Origin of the sequence: Pedobacter changchengzhani (genome assembly GCF_004354365.1) — a bacterium.
GTDB classification, from domain to species: domain Bacteria; phylum Bacteroidota; class Bacteroidia; order Sphingobacteriales; family Sphingobacteriaceae; genus Pedobacter; species Pedobacter changchengzhani.
Genome location: NZ_SJCY01000001.1, coordinates 198,940 through 218,325, shown reverse-complemented (window position 1 = coordinate 218,325; position 19,386 = coordinate 198,940). Strand labels below are relative to the sequence as shown.

17 protein-coding genes are annotated in these 19,386 nt (G+C 34.5%); 4 read left to right on the top strand and 13 right to left on the bottom strand.

The annotated features are described in order from the left end of the window. The 10 genes from EZJ43_RS00920 to EZJ43_RS16985 form a co-directional block, all read right to left on the bottom strand. Positions 1-879 (bottom strand): phosphoenolpyruvate carboxykinase (ATP), encoded by an 879-nt coding sequence (locus EZJ43_RS00920; protein ID WP_133260775.1) that lies wholly within the window; start codon positions 877-879, stop codon positions 1-3. Between the two features lie 10 nt (positions 880-889). Further along, on the bottom strand, positions 890-1,807 hold the full coding sequence (locus EZJ43_RS00915; RefSeq protein WP_133260774.1) for a phosphoenolpyruvate carboxykinase (ATP): 918 nt from the start codon (positions 1,805-1,807) through the stop codon (positions 890-892). Between the two features lie 209 nt (positions 1,808-2,016). Beyond that, positions 2,017-2,295, bottom strand: a complete 279-nt coding sequence (locus EZJ43_RS00910; protein ID WP_133260773.1) for a PqqD family protein — start codon at positions 2,293-2,295, stop codon at positions 2,017-2,019. Between the two features lie 7 nt (positions 2,296-2,302). After that, positions 2,303-4,123, bottom strand: coding sequence for an asparagine synthetase B family protein (locus EZJ43_RS00905; RefSeq protein WP_133260772.1), 1,821 nt, complete (start codon positions 4,121-4,123; stop codon positions 2,303-2,305). Positions 4,124-4,274: 151 nt separating this feature from the next. Next, entirely contained in the window at positions 4,275-4,415 is a 141-nt protein-coding gene (locus EZJ43_RS17005) for a hypothetical protein (RefSeq protein WP_165953062.1), read from the bottom strand. A gap of 87 nt (positions 4,416-4,502) precedes the next feature. Next, on the bottom strand, positions 4,503-4,628 hold the full coding sequence (locus EZJ43_RS17515; protein WP_262708841.1) for a hypothetical protein: 126 nt from the start codon (positions 4,626-4,628) through the stop codon (positions 4,503-4,505). Positions 4,629-4,944: 316 nt separating this feature from the next. Next, positions 4,945-5,106, bottom strand: coding sequence for a hypothetical protein (locus EZJ43_RS17000; protein ID WP_165953061.1), 162 nt, complete (start codon positions 5,104-5,106; stop codon positions 4,945-4,947). 94 nt (positions 5,107-5,200) lie between these two features. After that, on the bottom strand, positions 5,201-5,365 hold the full coding sequence (locus EZJ43_RS16995; protein ID WP_165953060.1) for a hypothetical protein: 165 nt from the start codon (positions 5,363-5,365) through the stop codon (positions 5,201-5,203). Positions 5,366-5,536: 171 nt separating this feature from the next. Beyond that, entirely contained in the window at positions 5,537-5,683 is a 147-nt protein-coding gene (locus EZJ43_RS16990; RefSeq protein ID WP_165953059.1) for a hypothetical protein, read from the bottom strand. Positions 5,684-5,697: 14 nt separating this feature from the next. After that, complete coding sequence (locus EZJ43_RS16985; protein ID WP_165953058.1) at positions 5,698-5,859, bottom strand: hypothetical protein; 162 nt, start codon at positions 5,857-5,859, stop codon at positions 5,698-5,700. Positions 5,860-6,444: 585 nt separating this feature from the next. Between EZJ43_RS16985 and EZJ43_RS00900 the strand changes: the two genes are divergently transcribed. After that, positions 6,445-8,220, top strand: a complete 1,776-nt coding sequence (locus EZJ43_RS00900) for an ABC transporter ATP-binding protein (RefSeq protein ID WP_243718015.1) — start codon at positions 6,445-6,447, stop codon at positions 8,218-8,220. 10 nt (positions 8,221-8,230) lie between these two features. Here EZJ43_RS00900 and EZJ43_RS00895 read toward each other — a convergent pair whose 3' ends face one another. The 3 genes from EZJ43_RS00895 to gmd all read right to left on the bottom strand — a co-directional run bounded on the left by EZJ43_RS00895 (position 8,231) and on the right by gmd (position 11,267). Further along, positions 8,231-9,421: a nucleotidyltransferase family protein gene (locus tag EZJ43_RS00895; protein ID WP_133260771.1), complete on the bottom strand. Its 1,191-nt coding sequence runs from the start codon at positions 9,419-9,421 to the stop codon at positions 8,231-8,233. A gap of 10 nt (positions 9,422-9,431) precedes the next feature. Next, positions 9,432-10,031 (bottom strand): adenylyl-sulfate kinase, encoded by a 600-nt coding sequence (gene cysC, locus EZJ43_RS00890; protein ID WP_133260770.1) that lies wholly within the window; start codon positions 10,029-10,031, stop codon positions 9,432-9,434. Positions 10,032-10,130: 99 nt separating this feature from the next. Then, on the bottom strand, positions 10,131-11,267 hold the full coding sequence (gene gmd, locus EZJ43_RS00885; protein WP_133260769.1) for a GDP-mannose 4,6-dehydratase: 1,137 nt from the start codon (positions 11,265-11,267) through the stop codon (positions 10,131-10,133). Between the two features lie 497 nt (positions 11,268-11,764). Here gmd and EZJ43_RS00880 point away from each other — a divergent pair, with 497 nt between their 5' ends. From EZJ43_RS00880 to EZJ43_RS00870, 3 genes are read left to right on the top strand one after another with little or no spacing between them, the layout of a single operon-like run. Then, entirely contained in the window at positions 11,765-14,551 is a 2,787-nt protein-coding gene (locus EZJ43_RS00880; protein ID WP_133260768.1) for a SusC/RagA family TonB-linked outer membrane protein, read from the top strand. 10 nt (positions 14,552-14,561) lie between these two features. Next, a complete protein-coding gene (locus EZJ43_RS00875; RefSeq protein WP_133260767.1) occupies positions 14,562-16,256 on the top strand; it encodes a RagB/SusD family nutrient uptake outer membrane protein in 1,695 nt (564 codons plus the stop codon). A 42-nt stretch (positions 16,257-16,298) separates the two neighbouring features. Beyond that, complete coding sequence (locus EZJ43_RS00870; RefSeq protein ID WP_133260766.1) at positions 16,299-19,379, top strand: SusC/RagA family TonB-linked outer membrane protein; 3,081 nt, start codon at positions 16,299-16,301, stop codon at positions 19,377-19,379. Positions 19,380-19,386: the final 7 nt, after the last annotated feature.

Genomic DNA, 19,386 nt, shown 5'->3' with positions numbered 1-19,386 from the left:
TTAAATCCTTTTAATAAATTCTTCGACATTAAATTTCATATCAGCCGATAGATTATTATAAAATCTTTCTACCGTTACTTTTGAAGACAATACCATTATTTGCTCATTAATTGAGATGTGCTTTTTAAATGCGTTAATCATCCATGGATGAAAGATATTATTTTTTAGCAGGTTTATCTTATTAAAACCTTTAACTTCTAGCGCATCCTCAACTTTTCGATTAACAAGTACAAAAATTTTATAAATTTCAACTGGAGTCGTAAAATCGGTATCATCAATTTGTAAGAAATATTTCTCCATATCTGATCTCACTCTAACCAATGTTGTATTGTCAATTTGCATTTTAGCTAAAGTGTCTTTCCAAATCATTATCCTTGGAAAAGAGGGGTATAAGACAGGCTGACCATTTACTATTTTAATGTTACTAATATCATCAGTAATTACCTTATACCCCATTTGGTTAAGCGAGGATAATAACGTTGACTTTCCTACACCAGAGTTTCCCAAGATTAAATATGCCTTACCATCAACTAAAATAGCGCCACCATGCATTGGCAAAAAATTTCGTTGGCAACTCAAGGCGCCAAATATTGCTGTTAAGACATAGTTCTTCACATCGCCTATCAACGCGCAATCATCTGGCTGTATGGTTACTGATGTACCATTTTCTACCAAATAACGACCTATATTTGGCAACCTCAATAAATACTGAAACTCATTTGCCTCAATAAAAGGAAAACCCACATCATTGGTAGCTAAATGCTCGGATACTTTGCCTAACGAAATTGTCACGTCCGCATCATCCAAACTTTGAACTAATTCAGGAAAATGCAAATCAGAAGCGATTGTGAACCCACCCAATAGGTATTTATATTTCATGTTATTGCTATTATGGTTTTATAATGCCTAATAATTTTTCCTCTATAAAATTGATGTTTTCGTTGACACTAACACTATAACTAGGCCGTGTAAAAGAAAACATATCTACAGCCTGCGTGAGGATGCTTACCACTTCATCAAGTTTATTTTTAGTATGCAACTCTAAACTTAATTTGGCCCGATAAAAATTGTTTGATAGTTCACTTTTTTTTAAGTTATTAATCATAGGTAATATTGAGCAGTTACCATCGTCGGTAAAAGTAGGAAAAACAATACAGCCGAGCTTAAAGGTAAGTTGGTCTGGAAAATCATTTATAGGCAATGAATACTTAATTTTTGGTCCGCCAATTTCACTCAGACCATCCGTAGATTTTCGAAGTTGAGACAACGTATCAACTGAAAGTTTTATTCGAGGTAAAGAAGGAAATACGCTAATTTCACCTGCAGGTAAAATCTTAATATTGGTTACATCATCACTTAAAACCGTGTAACCCTTATTAAAAAAATGGGCGGCCAGTGTTGATTTACCCGCACCAGAATCACCACAAAACAAAACCGCTTTACCATTAATAACTACGCAAGCCGCATGAAAAGAGAAATAACCCAAACATGCCGAAGCCAGCATATAGCAAGTGCCCAAAATGTGCATTTTAATTTCTGCATCGCTTAACGAAGACAAAGGAGTAAAAACAAGTTTTTTCTTTTCACAAACTTCAATATAACCCATCTTTGCCCTCTTAATGTAAATTAAAGTTGAATCATTTTTTTTAAAAAAAAAATTGCGAAGAGAAGTTATTGGAAAAGCTGCAGAGATTTGATCATTAACTATTATCTCGAAATTCGACGGCCCGTGTACAACTGTTAATTCTGGTAAATGAAAATTAGTTTTTAAAACAAAACCAGATAGTGCGTACGTGTAATTAATCATGATGTGCCTGCAAAATAAGAAATAAAATTATTTAATAAACTACTCAGGTATCAAATTCTTAAGTAGGATTTAAATTCTGTCACAAAAAATTAAATAGGAATTGAAATTGTATTTAGACAAAAATTTATTGAATTCTTAACAAATCATATTCCTTTGAAAAAACTTGGTTCTTAAAAGAGATATTTAAGCGCTCAATTAGCATATAAAATCTATTTTGTCGAAATTTCGATTATCTTTTCATCTAACATTTTTTCTAAAAACGGCACTAAATCAGTGGTAAATTGTTCTTTAGTCACATTATAAGTATTAAAAAGACAATCCATAATTTCCTGATAAGTTTTTGGCGACTCCAAGAAATGCCAAATAAATTTCCCAGTATCATTGAGTGATACGTAACCTCCTGTATTTACGTTCATCATAACCAATTCATTATCCACTTCATTATGTAGATAATTTTCACCTCTTTTTATGGTTGTATTTAAATTCATTTTTTATTTATTTTTGAAGGAGCAAACTTAATTTTAATAATTTAAAATAAGACTGATCTGGTATATTATTTATTTTTTCGGGATCAATTAAAGAAGAAAATTCCTTGTTATCTAGCGTTTTATCAACTTCAGTTTTGACATTATTTAAATTCATTTTCATAAATGAACCAAAGAATGGAACACTGCCTATTTTAGATTTTAAAATTGGTATCCCTTCGGGAATATAATTGCGTACAACTTTATAAAAAAGGTATCTTGGTTTTGCTTTAGGTGCAATGGTATCTGCGGGCAGGCTAATCATATATTCCAATAACCGCACATCAAGTAAGGGAAATCGATATTCGGCATTGAAATGTTTGCCTGTTAAATCGTGGTGGTAGGCTCGAGTTTGCGTAGGCGGATAACCTATGGTTTGCTTAAATCGGTCTAACCTATTGGTTTGATGATGCAAAAAATACCGGTCACTAGGGATATTTTTTAGTTTATATTTTTCTATAAGTTTAGGATTTAGGCTGCTTTTAGCCATAATTTCCCTGTTGAAAATTATATTTTGTCTTTTAAAATGGTTTGGATTTAGCCCCTTGATGGAATAGTAAATAAACCTCAAAAATGCAGGGCCAAAACTATATTCTTGTCTCAATTCTTTCCACAAACCTTTATACATTTTCTTGCATGCCTTTGGATTGTAATAAGCAGTACTAATACTCGTAACCAAATGATCGCCACCATGACCAGAAAGAATTACGCTTACATTTTTGCTTTTTGCATCTGGCAAAAATGAGCCTGCAGCGAGTGGTACTCCATTTGCTTCACAATCGTCATAAACGTCTTTAAAAAGCTCCAACACTAAATCAAAATTATAATGATCTTCATTAACCACGGTTAAATAATCTGTAATTTCATAGCGATTACAAAACTCTTCTACAAAGTGCCGATCATCTATATTTTGTTTATCTTCAGCTAAAGGATTTAATGCTTTACCATAGAAATAAGAATAAAATTCTGAACCTTTACCTAAAATTTCCATGGCAATGGCTACAATTCCAGTCGAATCCAATCCACCACTTAGTTCGGCACCAATTTTATTTGCGGTTCTTAACCTGCAATTTACCGATTCGAATAAGCGAGTTCGAAATTCGTTTTCTTGCGCTGCTCTTGTTTCTGGTATTTTCGCGAAACGACTACCCAATTCCCAATATTTAGTAATTTTTAAATCCTTATTTTGCCATTCGAAATAACTTCCAGCAGGAAACTGATGGATATTTGCAAATGGTGTTTCGGTAGCAGGTAAACTTACTGCACTCAAAGCGTGCACATAATATGCTTCATTATATGCTGGTTTTAAGTCTTTATAACCTAAAATGCCTTTTATTTCACTAGCAAAAATTAAAACAGTTGCATTAATGCTGTAATAAAGGGTTTTTATCCCAATGTGATCTCTTGCACCAAATATTTTATCTTTTTTGTGATCATAAATTACAAATGCAAAATCGCCGTATAAATGATCCACACATTCATTCCCCCACTTTTCGTAAGCTAAAGCAATGTACTTAATATCTGCTATGGCATTTTTATTTGGCAAATTAAATTCAAGCGCAAGCTCATCTCGGTTATCAATTCTACAATTGGCAACGAGTACAAAATCTTTGTAAACAAAAGGTTGTGGTTGTAAGTGAGCCTCGGGTGTATTAAAAAGCTCGAGGCTACCCAAGGTAATATATTGACTTTGATAAATATCCGATCTATGCGGCGCCCAATGCTTAAGATGATTAAGCATGCTTTGAATGGCAGAAGAATTTTGGGCAGAAAAGCCAGCTATTGCACTCAATGTTTAAAATTGGTAAAAAAAATTTAACTGAAGTGATCAGTTAAATAAGTGAAAAATTAATCTTAGCCTAAATATAAACTATAGCACTATACGCTACCTAAATTAACCATATATTGCAACTACCAACTTATACAACAAGGATAGATTATGGTTAAGAGTGAAAATAAAAACTTTCCGTTGGATTAGGGCTTGCACCGCTTAGCGTACGCTCAACCTCTTCAGTTAACAATTCTGGCTTAATCCACTCTTTTTTTGTTTGAATCGGGTTTACTGTGATTTCTTGATTTTTCATGTTTTGTAAAGGAAATAAACTAATAACATTCTATATTTAATTACGCCCACTTTTTTAATATTGCTTAACTTATTCTTAAGAATAAAATTAAGAAGCTGAACTAATTGTACCCAATGGACTCAATGTAATATCAATTTCTTCAGTTAACAATTCTGGCTTAACCCAATCTTTTTTTGTTTGAATTGGGTTATCAATAATTTCTTGATTTTTCATGTTTTTACTTTGTTTAATTTTAAATTGGACAATAATTTAAACCAAATGCACTCTTAATTTGACGTACCTACTTATCTAATATTACTTAACCTTATTCTTAAGAGTGAAAATATACATCTTCGAATGTATTAAAGTATTGCCCACCTATAGTATTGTCCACTTCCTCCGTTAACAATTCTGGCTTAACCCAATTTTTTTTGTTTGAACAGGATTTGCAATAATTTGTTGATTCTTCAACGTTTTTATTTTTATTTAATCACATAATAAATCAAGCCCAACTGACACTTTTTAGATTTACTATTTCCTAGTTTGCTTCTTAAGAGTGATAACTCCCTATTGGAGCCGGGACACCTTCGGCTCCACCGGAAATACTACCGCTTAATGTGCGCGCAATATCTTCGCTTAAAATTTCTGGCTTAACCCATTCTTTTTTTGATTGTAATGCAACTGAATTTGATTTAATTTCTTGATTTTTCATGGTTTTAATCCTTATATATTTTTAATTTATAACGAAATACTAATGTGATTTTTACTTGATTGAACCCGCTTAGTGGGTGTTGCTCAACTTTATGCTAAGACGAATAAAACCCCCCTGTAAGCGTCATCGCACCTTCAGCTCCGCCAATAATACTACCACTTAATGTACGCTCAACCTCTTCTGTTAACAATTCAGGCTTAACCCATTCTTTTTTTGCTTGTAATTTAACTGAATTTGATTTAATTTCTTGATTTTTCACGTTTATGGTATTTAATGATTTAATTTTTATTGATTAGCGATATATAGCTATTTGATCTAGAAGAAGTTAATTCTAAAATATGCTGTTTAAATAAAACTTAATACTTTTTGAATTAAAATTGTTTACCAAAAAGTGTGATTATTCGCCACTATTAATTCAAATTTTTAAAAATTACGAGTGTTGGTACATACCTTCTAATGCAGTAGGACCAAGTCCACTTAATGTACGCTCAACCTCTTCTGTTAACAATTCTGGCTTAACCCATTCTTTTTTTGATTGTAATTCAACTGAATTTGATTTAATTTCTTGATTTTTCATGTTTTATTAATTTTTTAAGAATGGTAAGATGCGCTAGCCCCACTTGCTTGCTCAAAAGAATTTGCATTTATTCCGCCTAAGGTATTTACCGCTTTGTCGCTTAAGATTTCTGGTTTAACCCACTCTTTTTTTGATTGTAATTCAACTGAATTTGTTTTAATTTCTTGATTTTTCATGGTTTATATTTTTTTAAATTGTTGATAATATAAAGATTTTTACAATAATTTTTACAACAATCTTGCATTTATTGGTTTCATTTTTATTATGATTTTGCTAAATTACATCTTTTTTTTATGATACAAAAAAAATTAATAGCAATAAAATGACAGATAAGTACGATTTTTTTAATGATGCTGCTGCCAAACGAATCATTGGCCTTGCAAATTCGCTCGGGATTTTAATTAAATTAAAATTCTCAGCGTTTAAGATAAGAAACACTTTGTAAGAACAAGTGGCATCAGCCATCCTGTAAAACAATGCTTAATGCATATTAGTGGCATTAGGCGTAATAGGCAAATAGATTCTACCCTCCCAGCTACCAAAACACAAAACTGTGGAGTTTTAGATCGAAAAAATCCAACAATAAGCTGTATGCAACTTGCGAAACACTTTCTTATGATATTTAACTGATTTGTAGTTTCACAGAAAAAATATCATTTTACCATGAATTGAATTAACGGCGTGAAGAAAAAAGCTATAAATTTTTAAAAAATATAACATTTCTTAATTATACTTTTTAACTTCCCAAAAAACCAAACAGAGTGACCTTAAAAAAGCAATTACATCTATTCAAAGAAGACTTTTCGTCAATACTACAGTTATTGTGGTTATCTGGAAAGAAAACAGCCATCATAAATATTACCATTCAGTTTCTATTATCGCTTTTACCAATTGCAACATTATATTGCATTAAATTATTGATAGAGTATTTAGTAAAACCAGAAATAGCATTTGATAAAATTGCTGAAATCATTATTCTGTTTGGTATTTCACAGCTATTATTTTCAATTGTGAATCAGTACAACACGTACATCACTGGTTTATACCAGCAAAAATTAACCGATCACCTTTCATTACAGGTATTAGATAAGGCTATAGCGGTGGATTATGAATATTATGAGAATCCAGATTACCATGATAATTTGCATCTGGCTCAACAGCAATCTGTTTATAAAGCGTCTCAGTTATTGTCAAATTTCAATGCGCTGCTGCTAAACTCATTATCATTACTTTTTTTACTATCTTTTTTTATAAGCCTAAATAGTCTTTTCGGCTTGCTATTTCTTTTACTTTCTGTGCCTTTGGCTTGTATAAAGTGGTATTCGGGTTATGCAACGCTTAGAATGGAGCAGAAATTTGCACCTTTAGAGAGAGAGGCGAATTACTTACATCAGGTGGTTACCGGATTAAATTTTGCTAAAGAAGTACGGCTCTTTGATTTTGGAACATCGTTTATCAAGAAATTTAGGGCGATCAGAAGTCATATTTACAATAGTAAGAAAGGATTACAATCGAAATTGATGATTTATAGCCTATTTGCTGAAGCTGCGGAGATTATTGTGATGGCGCTAATATTTGGCTTCCTTGCCAAAAGCGTATGGGAAAAGACGATAACTTTGAGTGTTTTTGTAATTTATCTTCAAGGTTTTCAACGTCTTCAAACCACATCTAGAGGTTTTTTACAGGCAATTGTTCAGGTATTTCAACAAAGACTTTTTCTAAAAGATCTATTTTCATTTTTAAACCTACCCGCTAAAAATTTAAGTGGTTCGTCATCTTTCCCAATGGTAGAAGTTGGTTTAAGTATCAAAAATTTGTCTTTCAAATATCCACAAACAGAGAAGCTGGTACTGAAAGATGTTTCTATAAATTGTAAACCAGGCCAAATTATTGCCATTGTAGGCGAAAATGGTTCGGGTAAAACAACTTTAGTAAAATTATTGGCAAAACTGTACACCTTACAAACAGGCGCCATTTTTATTGATGAAGTTTCTGTTAATGAAATTGAAGAAAAGGAATATCGTTTAAAAACAGCCTTTTTATTTCAAGATTTTGAACGGTATTTTTTTAGTGTGCAAGACAATATTACTTTTGATAAGAACGGAGGTGACGAAGACACCAATGCACGTGTAAAAAAGGCGGCAATATCATCTGGAGCTGACACGTTTATTCAGCACCTAACGAATGGATACGATACAAGGCTGGGGCGCACCTTCCAAAATAGCGAACAATTAAGTGGCGGGCAGTGGCAAAAATTGGCATTAGCTAGGGTTTTTTATAAAGATGCAGAATTAGTTGTTTTAGATGAACCAACAAGTGCCATAGATCCTGAAGCAGAATTTGAACTATTTAAGCACATTAAAGAAATTGCATTGAATAAGATGGTCATTTTAGTATCTCACCGTTTGTACAATTTGAAAATGGCATCACACATTTATGTAATGCACGAAGGAAATGTGGCAGAGGAAGGTAGCTTTGATCAGCTTATTGAAAATGATGGATTGTTTAAGAAACTGTATGACCTGCAAAAACTTTAACGTTATGGGTTTATCCAAATAACGCTTTTTTTAGAAGTCTGAAAGGTCTAATTACATATAAAAATAGAAGTGAAAACGGACTAGGCTTGAGAAGATCAAAATCTAACATACTTGGAATAAAGTAGTAGTATAACACAACGAATTTACGCTTCATTCGCCTCCATTTATTACTGTCGAACCTATTTATCGTTTCTAATATTTGTAAACTTAACTTCTCGGCACCCCGTAACCTCGGGTAAGCTAGCGGCCTGTTAAAAAGAATTTCATCCTGAATACTTTTTTCGCGCCATTGAGGCAAGTTAATGCCCAATAAATCGTCACAGACGGTCATTCCTGCTAAAAATAGCTGTTGATATCCATGTTTATCCATCGTTTTAAGCACAAGATCTGCATCAACATCATTAGGGCATTTATGCAAAATTGCCCCCAAATCGATAACATATTTAAATGCATGCAGAGGCTCTTTAATTAAGTGGTTAGAGGCAACTGCCATGAAATCATAAGTGGGGCTCAATTTCTTAAATTCCAATTCACCAACTTTAAAAGGAATCAAATGATCCTTAAAAAAATCGAAATTTTCATAGGTACCTAAAAATTTTCCAAGCAATAACCATTTAATCTCGACAGTACAATTAACATTAAGTCTATCTACAGGTGATTTAAAAGTAATCTCTTTAAAATATTTTATAAAATGATTTAGATATCGATCATCCACATCGGTATATGAGGTAAATCCATGATTAAGCAAAAATTTCCTAACGCGGATCACATCTTTCTCGGCAACAATCAAATCTATGTCGGTGCTTTCTCTCCATAAAAATGAGTCAAAATAAGCGGCAGAAAAAACGACGCCTTTATATGGTAATACCTTGATATTTTCTGCATCTAAGTCTTTTATTAGTTGCTTCAAAACCATAGTTTGGTGCATCGCTTTTAAACCGAACTGAGATTTCCGCTTTTGAAGTTGAGAGAGGTAAATGCTTGGAATAGGCACATCTTCTTTAAGGATGACGTGGGTTAGAAATGTTGATACACCATGCAAAACGGCCATTTTCACCCACAGGGCCCAATTTACTTCATGTTGGTTGAGGAAAACAATAACTTCCTCACGAGGTGTTTTTTTGAAATATAAACGCGCTATTAATACAATTAAGATTTGTTCTGCACTGTATTTGCTTTTTAGCGCTAATGTAGTTAACATATGTGAAAGCTTAGTTTAGCTTAAATTTAATGGCTAAAAAGTCTAAAATTTTCACAACGGAATCATGGATAGACAATAAATTCGTATCTAATTGCAAATCAGGGTTTTCTGGTGATTCGTAAGGACTAGAAATGCCTGTAAAATGTTCTATTTTGCCTGCTTTTGCAAGCGCGTATAAACCTTTTGGGTCTCTATCGATACAAGTTTGAATATTTGCATCAATAAATACTTCGATAAATGAATTTTGACCTATTATGCTTTTTGCCAATAATCTGTCTGATTGAAATGGAGAAATAAAACTAGAGATGACCACCACACCTGCGTCATTCATTAATTTTGAAATTTCAGCAACTCTCCTTATATTTTCTTTTCTCCCTTCATCTGAGAAATCAAGATCTTTGTTTATACCTATTCTCGTGTTATCACCATCAAGAACGACCGTTCGGATTTTTCTATCAAATAATTCTTTTTCTAACTTTCTTGCGATAGTAGATTTTCCTGATGCAGAAAGTCCGGTAAGCCAAATCACAAAAGAAGGGTGCCCATTTACGGCTTCCTTTTGTGCTCTACTAACGGAAAAAAACTCTTCGGTTAACTGAAGATCTTGCATTACAGTTTAAATTAATTAAGTTAAATGTAGTAATATCTCGAATTAAAAAAATATCGGTCAATCAGAAATTTTGTTTAGATATTATTAATTCTCACAGTTTTACTCAAAATAATTCAAGGTAGTAAACCCACCCTTTTTTAAATATTCATCTTTTTTCATCAATTGAAGATCAGAAATAACCATTTCTTTAACCAACGCTGGCAAATCGTACTTTGGTTCCCAGCCTAATTGTGTTTTCGATTTTGTTGGGTCGCCTAATAAAAGATCTACTTCTGTTGGCCTAAAATACTTAGGATCAACCTTGACCACTGTTGTGCCTAAAAATAATTTCTCAGTACTTAGCCCTAAACTGGTTAGCAATTCTTCATCTAAACCGATAATAACACCTTTTTCATTTTCATCTCTACCAGAGAATTCAATTTCGATTCCCAATTCTGCGAAACTCATGCGCACAAAATCCCTAACCGTGGTGGTAACACCGGTAGCAATCACATAATCTTCGGCTTTGTCTTGTTGAAGAATTAACCACATGGCTTCAATGTAATCTTTAGCATGTCCCCAATCTCGCTGTGCTGAAAGGTTACCCAAATACAAGCAGTTTTGTAAACCTAAAGCAATTTTGGCACTGGCTCTGGTAATTTTGCGTGTCACAAAAGTTTCTCCCCTAAGCGGGCTTTCGTGGTTAAACAATATCCCATTACATGCAAACATTCCGTACGCTTCACGATAGTTTACGGTAATCCAATAGCCGTAAATTTTTGCTACGGCATAAGGCGAACGCGGGTAAAAAGGTGTAGCTTCACTTTGTGGTACTGCTTGCACTAAGCCATATAATTCTGACGTTGATGCTTGGTAAACTTTAGTTTTTTTGGTTAAACCTAAAATCCTCACAGCTTCCAAAAGACGTAGCGTTCCAATTCCATCGGCATTAGCTGTATATTCTGGCATTTCGAAACTTACATGCACATGGCTCATCGCAGCCAAGTTATAAATTTCGTCAGGTTGCGTTTCCTGAATAATTCTGATCAAATTCGTAGAATCTGTTAAATCGCCGTAATGCAGTTTAAAACGTACATTATTTTCATGCTGATCTTGATAAAGGTGATCAATCCGATCGGTATTGAACGAAGAAGCCCTTCTTTTTAAACCATGAACGAAATAACCTTTTTTCAATAAGAACTCGGCTAAATAAGCACCATCTTGTCCTGTAACACCAGTAATAAGCGCAACCTTCATAATTTAACAGCTTTTGTTTAAAATGCAAATATAGAAATAATTCTATGTTGTGAGAACGAAACATTGCGCATTAAATGACAAGCTATAAATATCGCAAAAAGCGTTGAAATAGGCTAAATGCAAATTTTACAAGTAATAATTTCGCAATCTTAATTAAATGCATCATCTTTAATTAATCATTTAACGGGTAAATATGAACGATTACACCTGTAAAAACAAATAGCATATACTTAACATTGAGTATTGATTATTAGCGGTTTACCTGACAGCAATTATTTTCACTGCAAGTAGCTTAATTAAACTAATTTAATATCAGTAATCCATTTTCTAACCAAATAAAACTTACCACTTATGATTAAAAATGTACTCCCCTCTTATCAACTTATTGTTATGATTAATGCTCGCTAAATCATATTAATTATAAGTTTAATTCGGTTTTTCTTCCTCAAAACGATTAAGATTTAACCATGTCAATGTTATAATTTATCAAAAAATTTATGTGTAATTACTACTTAAATAGAAAAATAGTGCAATCGTTTTTCGCAATGGGTTTAGTTTTGGGGTGTAGCACGGCTTTTGCACAAACCAAAAACGTTAACACCATCGATACAGCAAAAACGGCTGATACAACTTCTAAAATTTATTTGCTCAATAAAACCCAAAAGAAGAGCAATTTATTACAAGCCACATCAACTGTTTATACCAACCAGTTAATAACAACACCGGCGCCATCATTTTTGCAAGCTTTGCCTGGTAAATTATCAGGTTTATATACTCGGCAACGCAGCGGCATTCAAGATAATGATAGTCCAACTGGAGTTATAGATTTTAAAATTCGTGGCCAGGCGCCCTTAATTTTAATTGATGGTGTACCGAGAGATTTTACTTCGATAGAACCAGAATCCATCCAATCTATCACCATACTTAAGGATGCTCTATCTACGGTAATGTTTGGTCAAAATTCATCAGGAAATATTATTCAGGTAATTACCCAACGGCCAAAAGTTACGCCATTTACATTATCATTTACCGCGCAACATGGCGTGCAAAGTCAACTCGATAAATCTAAAACAGTTTCGGCTGCAGATTATGCGATTTTATACAATGAAGCGCTTAATAATGATAATTTACCTCCTGTTTATACCGCAGCAGATATAATGGCTTATAAAACAGGTGCTGATCCTATTGGCCATCCTGATACAGATTTTAAAAGTTTGTTTTTCAAAAAAAATGCTTCTTTAGATCGTTACAACATCAATATTAACAGCGGTAATGAAACCGCCAGATTTTATGTAGCGCTAGATTACCAAAACGAAGGTGGCTTTTTAAATACGGCTAACTTAAATACGTACAGCACAAATGCTGGGGTAGAACGTTATATTGTTAGATCGAACGTAAATATAGATTTAAGCAAAAACCTAAATGTTGGTCTAAATATTTTCGGGCGCATACAAAATGCCAACGGACCGGGGGCTTCGAACAATACAGCATATCAATCTATTTACAATACGCCAAATAATGCTTATAATGTTTTTAATGCAGATGGTTCTTTAAGTGGCAGTACTACGTATAATAATAACATTTACGGGTATCTTAACAATTCTGGCTACACAAAATCTACCGATCGGGATTTGGCAATTGATATCGAATTAACTCAAAAGTTAAATTTTGTTATTCCTGGTTTATGGGCTAAAGCAAATATATCTTACAACAATACGGTTGCGCAAACGGTAAACAGAACTAAAAGCTTTGCGGTATTTAGTCTAAATCCGGGTGGCACTACTGCAAGTTATAATCAAATTGGCACAAACGGAAGTCAAAGCAATTCAATTGGTTTTGATGCACGCAGAACTTATACTTATGGCAAATTTAGTCTTGGTTATGATAAATCTTTTGGAGACCACAATTTAAGTTTATTGGTGCTCGGAGATAATCAATCTACAACAGTTGATTTACTTTTGCCTGCTAAGTACACAAACCTTGCGGGTAATGCAACCTACAATTTTAAAGAAAAATACTTTGCAGAAGCAGCGTTAAGTTATGGGGGTTTTAATCGCTTTTCACCAGGCAACAGGTTTGGTTTATTTTATGCCGCAGGCCTTGGTTGGAACTTAGCAAAAGAAGATTTTTTAAAAGATGTTAGCTGGATAAACACAATTAAACCACGTATAAATTATGGCAGAACGGGTAATGCAAATGTAGGCTACTATGTTTACGACCAATATTATGCCAGCGGAGGTACAAGCTCTGTTTATTATTTTGGCCAATCGCCAACTGGTGCAAGAGGTTATTCAGAACAATCTTTAGCTAATCCAAATGCAACTTGGGAGAAGGCAAATAAATTAAACGTTGGCTTGGATTTAGCAATGTTTGCAAACCGCTTAAGCATTACATCAGAATATTTTAACGATTTTTACTTTGATTTAATGCAAACCAGAGGAAACTCAACATCGTTAATCGGCCAAAATTATCCGACAGAAAATGTTGGAAAAAACAGATTTACCGGTTTTGAGAACAGTGTTTCATGGAATGGAAAAATTAAATCAGTTGGTTATTTTATTACTGCAAATGCCACACTCTTACAATCAAAAGTAATTTATCAAGATGAGATTTTTCGCCCGTTAGATTATCAAAAAAGAACAGGATTGCCAGTCGGACAGATTTTTGGCTATCAAGCAATCGGTTTTTTCCAATCGCAAGCCGATATAAATGCGAGTCCTGTGGTTGATGGATATACGCCTGTACCAGGAGATATTAAATATAAAGACTTGAACGGTGATGGTATTATTGATCAATTTGATGCAACTGCATTAGGCACACAAAAACCGCTTATTTATTACGGCTTAACTGCTGGCTTTAATGTTAAGGGTTTTGATATGAGCTTTACCTTTCAAGGTGTTGCCAACAGAAACATTGCTGATGGCTTGTATTATGAATTCCAAAATGGAGGTCAAGCGTACGAAGCAAACCTAAACCGATGGACACCATCAAACGCTAACAACGCAAATTACCCTAGGCTTTCGGTAGGCAGCAATAGCAACAATCAAAGAACGTCGTCATTTTGGTTACAATCGGTTGATTATCTGCGTTTGCAGAATGTTGATTTAGGTTACACACTGCCTAATCAATGGGTAAGTAAACTTAAACTAAGAAATATACGTGTATTTGCAAATGGATTTAACTTATACTCTTTTGATAAATTAAATTATAGCGATCCGGAAGCTTTCAACTCTGTTTTTCCAATTCGCAGGACATTCAACTTTGGTGTAAATATTAAATTATAAAGCTAAGAAAATGAGAAACTACAAATATATATTATTCATTCTTTTATCTGCATCGCTACTTATTTCGGCTTGCCAGAAAGTAGAAGATAGGCCTTTCGAGAAAATTACGGAAGATTACGTATGGGATTCTAAAGATTCGCTGGGTATAAATGCCAGCTATTTCTTAAATGATATTTATGCTGATATTCCAACCGGATATAACAGAATTGATGGAAATGTTTTAGCCACAGCGACAGATGATGCAGTGCCCTCGGCAGATAATACTTCAATTTCTAAGTTTACAAATGGAGGTTATACAGCTACAGTAAATGCAGACAATGCTTGGCAATCTAATTATGCGAGCATTAGAAAATGTAACCTTTTTGTGCAAAATTTCCCTAAAGTTAACCTTAGAACACCCTTGTTGCCACAAGGTGTTTATTGGAAAGCAGAAAATCGCTTTTTACGCGCTTTATTTTATTTCGAATTAATTAAACGTTATGGTGGTGTGCCTTTATTGGGCGATCGTGTTTTAACTATTAATGATGATTTAAAACTTCCCCGCAACAGCTATGAAGATTGCGTGAATTATATCGTAAGCGAATGTGATGCCATTAAAGATTTAGTAAGAACAGACCCCATTGCCACTGGAGATTATGGAAGGGTTACTAAAATGGTTGTTTTAACGCTAAAAGCGAAGACTTTACTATATGCAGCGAGCGCATTAAATAACCCAACAGGCGATTTAGGAAAATGGAGATTGGCTAAAAATGCTTTGGCAGATGTGATTAGACAAGCACCATTGGGTAATTTTGCTTTAGAGGCATCATTTGGCAATGTATTTTCATCACGTAAAAATAATGAAGTAATTTTTGCTTATCAGCGAAATGTAACTACAGATGTAGAATTAAATAACGCACCGATAGGCTATTTAAGTGGAAGTACTGCTAGTCGAGGCAGAACTAGCCCTACGCAAGAATTGGTTGACGCCTTTACAACAATTAATGGCTTGCCAATTACCACCGATCTTAAAACTTCGTCGAACCCTAAAGGTTTTGATGCTAAAGATCCATACGCAAACAGAGACCCACGTTTAGACAATACCGTTTTTTATAACGGAATGACATGGTTAAGCAGGCCTGTAGAAACTTTTAATGGTGGAAAAGACAGACCCGGCGGTAGCGTTACGCAAACTAAAACAGGCTATTACATGCGAAAATTTATGGGCGATTTTACAGTGGGAAGTGCCTACGCTAATCAAACGCATAACTTTCCTATTTATAGATATGCTGATGTTTTGTTGATGTTTGCAGAAGCAAAAAATGCAGTTGATGGACCTGGCGCAAATACAGATTCTGTTTACAACTATGTTAGATTGATAAGGGCAAGAGCAGGAATAACGCAAGGTGTAGGTGTAAACACTTATGGCGTTTCGAGTACTTTAACTGCGTTACAGATGCAAGATTTAATCCGTAACGAGCGCAGAGTAGAAATGGCTTTTGAAGAGCAACGTTTTTGGGATTTGAGAAGATGGAAAATTGCAGAAAATGTTTACAATAAACCACTGCATGGTATTCGAATTATTAAAACTGGTGCGCTAACAAATTATCAGGTTGAAGAATTGGGCACACCTTTCCAATTTATAGCACCAAAAATGTATCGGTACGCTATTCCATTTTCGGAGATTTCTAAAAATACAAACTTAACCCAAAATGAAGGATACTAGTAGTAACAATCAATCAGTTATTACAATCAAAATCATACAGATATGAAGAAATTAATATACATCATTTTACTTACAGGCTTTCTATTGCCAAGCATTGGGTTTGCGCAAACAGTTATCCGTGGTACGGTAAAAGATAACACAGGCGCTGTGCCGGGTGTTAGTGTTCAAGAAAAAGGAAGTAAGGGAAACGGAACAACTACCAACGAAAAGGGCGAGTTTCAGTTAACTTTAAGAGGAACAAGCAAAATTATTCAGGTTACTGCAATCGGCTATCTTACACAAGAAGTAAATGTAGCGGGCAAAACTAGCGTTGCCGTTAACATTAAAGAAGATGCCAAAGGATTAGAAGAAGTATTGGTTGTGGGTTTTGGAACGACTAAAAAAATCACCAACACTGGCGCAATTAGTACAGTTTCTGGTGCAGATATTAGATCGATTCCAACGCCAAACGTTCAAAATACCTTAGCAGGAAGAGCCCCAGGATTTTTCTCGCAGCAGCGTTCTGGTCAGCCAGGCAAAACCGGATCTGATTTTTATATTCGTGGCGTAAATTCATTAGCATCCGAATCTCAAAAGCCATTGGTAATTGTTGATGATGTGGAATATACTTACGATCAGTTATCGCAAATTGATGCAAATGAAATTGAATCTTTTACCATTTTAAAAGATGCATCAACTACCGCAGTTTATGGTATTAAGGGTGCAAATGGGGTAGTTGTGGTAACTACAAGACGCGGTAAATTGGGTAAACCTCAAGTTAGTTTCAATACAGAATCTGGCTTACAATCTGCAGTGCGGATTCCCAATTTTTTAAATGCCTTTCAGGTAGCCACTTTAAGAAACGAGGCCATTGCAAATGACAATGACGGTACACCACCAGAATTTTCGCCAGAAGATTTAGAGCACTGGCGCACAGGCGATGATCCTTATGGCCACCCTGATGTAGATTGGTACAATGCTTTATTTAAAAAATATGCTTACCAAACCAGAAACAATTTTGATATACAAGGTGGTAGCGAAAAGGTTAAATACTTTGTTTCTGTAGGCCAATTCTTTCAGGATGGCGCCGTTAGAGATTTTAGTAAAGGCACTTACGAAGCACCAAACAATAATTTTGCATACGAACGCTACACTTTCCGTTCAAATTTGGATATGCAGGCCACAAAAAATTTAAAATTGCGATTGGACGTTACCGGTAGAATTGGCAACACCACCGAACCGAAACTTAATGGTTCGCCATCAAATGTGAGCGCATTGAGTACAGTATATAGTTATGATCGTTTACCTCCATTTGCAGAGCCACTTTTAAATCCAGATGGAAGTTATCCTTGGGCGAAAAGATCGAGATATTTTGAAACCAGTATTTTGGGCAGGCTTGCGCTACAAGGGTACGAGAAAACTTACAGAAACGAATTTAACATTCTATTTGGTGCCGATCACAGATTGGATTTCTTAACGCAAGGCCTTTCAATTTCTGGTCGGGTGGCTTATGCTGGCGATGTTAGTTATGGTAGAGGCTTAAACCGTACTGCAATTCCTGCCTTTTATTACGATCCGGTTGCAAATACCTACACACCACATAGTAACGGTTTATATAGGTTAGATCCTTTATCATTATCAGGTGGTGCCGCTACAAATATTTCAAATAAAACAATTAACAGTTTAGCTAAAATAGATTATAACAATACGTTTGGTAGCCACCATGTTTACGGGTTTGTGTTGTATAATCTAAATCAGGTAATTAACGCAAATTCAAATTCAGGTTTTCAAGAATATGCACCGGTTTCATCTCAGGGCTATACTTTTAAAGCGGGTTATGATTATAAACAACGTTATTTAATTGATTTTAGCGGCGCATACAATGGCACGAGCCAGTTTGTGGGCAAAAAAACAAAAGGTTTTTTCCCAGCAGTTTCGGCAGGATGGAATATTGCAGAAGAACCATATATCAAAAACAACTTTAAGTTTTTAGATTTATTAAAACTAAGAGGTTCTTGGGGTATGACAGGATCTGACGTTACCGCAGGAAATAGATATAAAACAGACCAAGTTTATAACAGCGGCCCAGGTTATAGTTTTGGCGAAACCAATAACTCATTCTCAAGTATTGAAGAAGGCCCTTTAGGAAACTCAAATATTACCTGGGAAAAATCTCGTAAAACTGATATTGGTATAGATGCACAATTTTTTGGAAATAAATTTAGCTTTACGGTAGATTATTTCTACGATTATCGTTACGATCAATTGTATGTTAAACAAGATGTTTTAGGTATTTTAGGGATCGGCTTACCTTATACCAACTCGGCAATTACTCAAAACAAAGGTTTCGATGGTATAGTATCTTACCGAAATAACATCGGTAGTTTTAATTATAATGTTGGTTTTACCTTCTCAACAGCTAAAAACAAAATTATTTATCAAGGAGAAGCTACACCAAGATATCCTTATTTAGCAAGAACAGGATTACCAATTGGACAAACGTTTGGCTATAACGCATTAGGTTTTTTCCAAACAACTGATGAAATTGACGGTTATCCTCATTTAGCAAATGTTAAACCGGGCGATTTAAAATATGAAGATGTTAACGGCGACGGCTCAATTGATGGACAAGATTTTAGAGCAATTGGTAAGCCAAATTTACCGCAAACCGTTTTAGGAAGTACTTTCGGTGCAGAATTTAAGGGCTTTAGTTTAAATGTGCTATTTCAAGGTAGTTTTGATTACAGTTATCAAATTGGAACACAAGCAAGTATCCCTTTCCAAGCAAACCTGCAACAATCTGCTTTAGGTAGATGGACGCCAGAGAATAACATTAATGCAACTTTTCCACGTTTGAGTAAAAATGTAGCAGGCCCAAGTAGTCCGGCTAATAACTCTACCTTTTGGCAAATTAATGCTAAATATATACGGTTGAAATCGGTAGATGTAGGTTATAGAATTTCAAAAAAATGGGCTAGTGCTTTACATATTGCAAGTGCTAGAATTTACTTAAGTGGTTATGATTTATATACTTGGAGTAACTTTAGCTTGTACTCGCAAGATCCAGAAGTGGCAAATGGAGCGAGTGGAGGTACATACCCAGTTCAAAAGGTGTATAATTTAGGTTTTCAGGTAGGATTTTAATAACGAT

Excerpts from the sequence above, each read along its gene's own strand:
- EZJ43_RS00880 (WP_133260768.1), top strand. The coding sequence starts at position 11,765 with ATGTGTAATTACTACTTAAATAGAAAAATAGTGCAATCGTTTTTCGCA.
- EZJ43_RS00910 (WP_133260773.1), bottom strand. The coding sequence starts at position 2,295 with ATGAATTTAAATACAACCATAAAAAGAGGTGAAAATTATCTACATAAT.
- gmd (WP_133260769.1), bottom strand. The coding sequence starts at position 11,267 with ATGAAGGTTGCGCTTATTACTGGTGTTACAGGACAAGATGGTGCTTAT.
- cysC (WP_133260770.1), bottom strand. The coding sequence starts at position 10,031 with ATGCAAGATCTTCAGTTAACCGAAGAGTTTTTTTCCGTTAGTAGAGCA.
- EZJ43_RS00920 (WP_133260775.1), bottom strand. The coding sequence starts at position 879 with ATGAAATATAAATACCTATTGGGTGGGTTCACAATCGCTTCTGATTTG.
- EZJ43_RS00875 (WP_133260767.1), top strand. The coding sequence starts at position 14,562 with ATGAGAAACTACAAATATATATTATTCATTCTTTTATCTGCATCGCTA.
- EZJ43_RS00870 (WP_133260766.1), top strand. The coding sequence starts at position 16,299 with ATGAAGAAATTAATATACATCATTTTACTTACAGGCTTTCTATTGCCA.
- EZJ43_RS16990 (WP_165953059.1), bottom strand. The coding sequence starts at position 5,683 with ATGAAAAATCAAGAAATTAAATCAAATTCAGTTGAATTACAATCAAAA.
- EZJ43_RS00895 (WP_133260771.1), bottom strand. The coding sequence starts at position 9,421 with ATGTTAACTACATTAGCGCTAAAAAGCAAATACAGTGCAGAACAAATC.
- EZJ43_RS17005 (WP_165953062.1), bottom strand. The coding sequence starts at position 4,415 with ATGAAAAATCAAGAAATCACAGTAAACCCGATTCAAACAAAAAAAGAG.
- EZJ43_RS00915 (WP_133260774.1), bottom strand. The coding sequence starts at position 1,807 with ATGATTAATTACACGTACGCACTATCTGGTTTTGTTTTAAAAACTAAT.
- EZJ43_RS17000 (WP_165953061.1), bottom strand. The coding sequence starts at position 5,106 with ATGAAAAATCAAGAAATTAAATCAAATTCAGTTGCATTACAATCAAAA.
- EZJ43_RS17515 (WP_262708841.1), bottom strand. The coding sequence starts at position 4,628 with ATGAAAAATCAAGAAATTATTGATAACCCAATTCAAACAAAAAAAGAT.
- EZJ43_RS16985 (WP_165953058.1), bottom strand. The coding sequence starts at position 5,859 with ATGAAAAATCAAGAAATTAAAACAAATTCAGTTGAATTACAATCAAAA.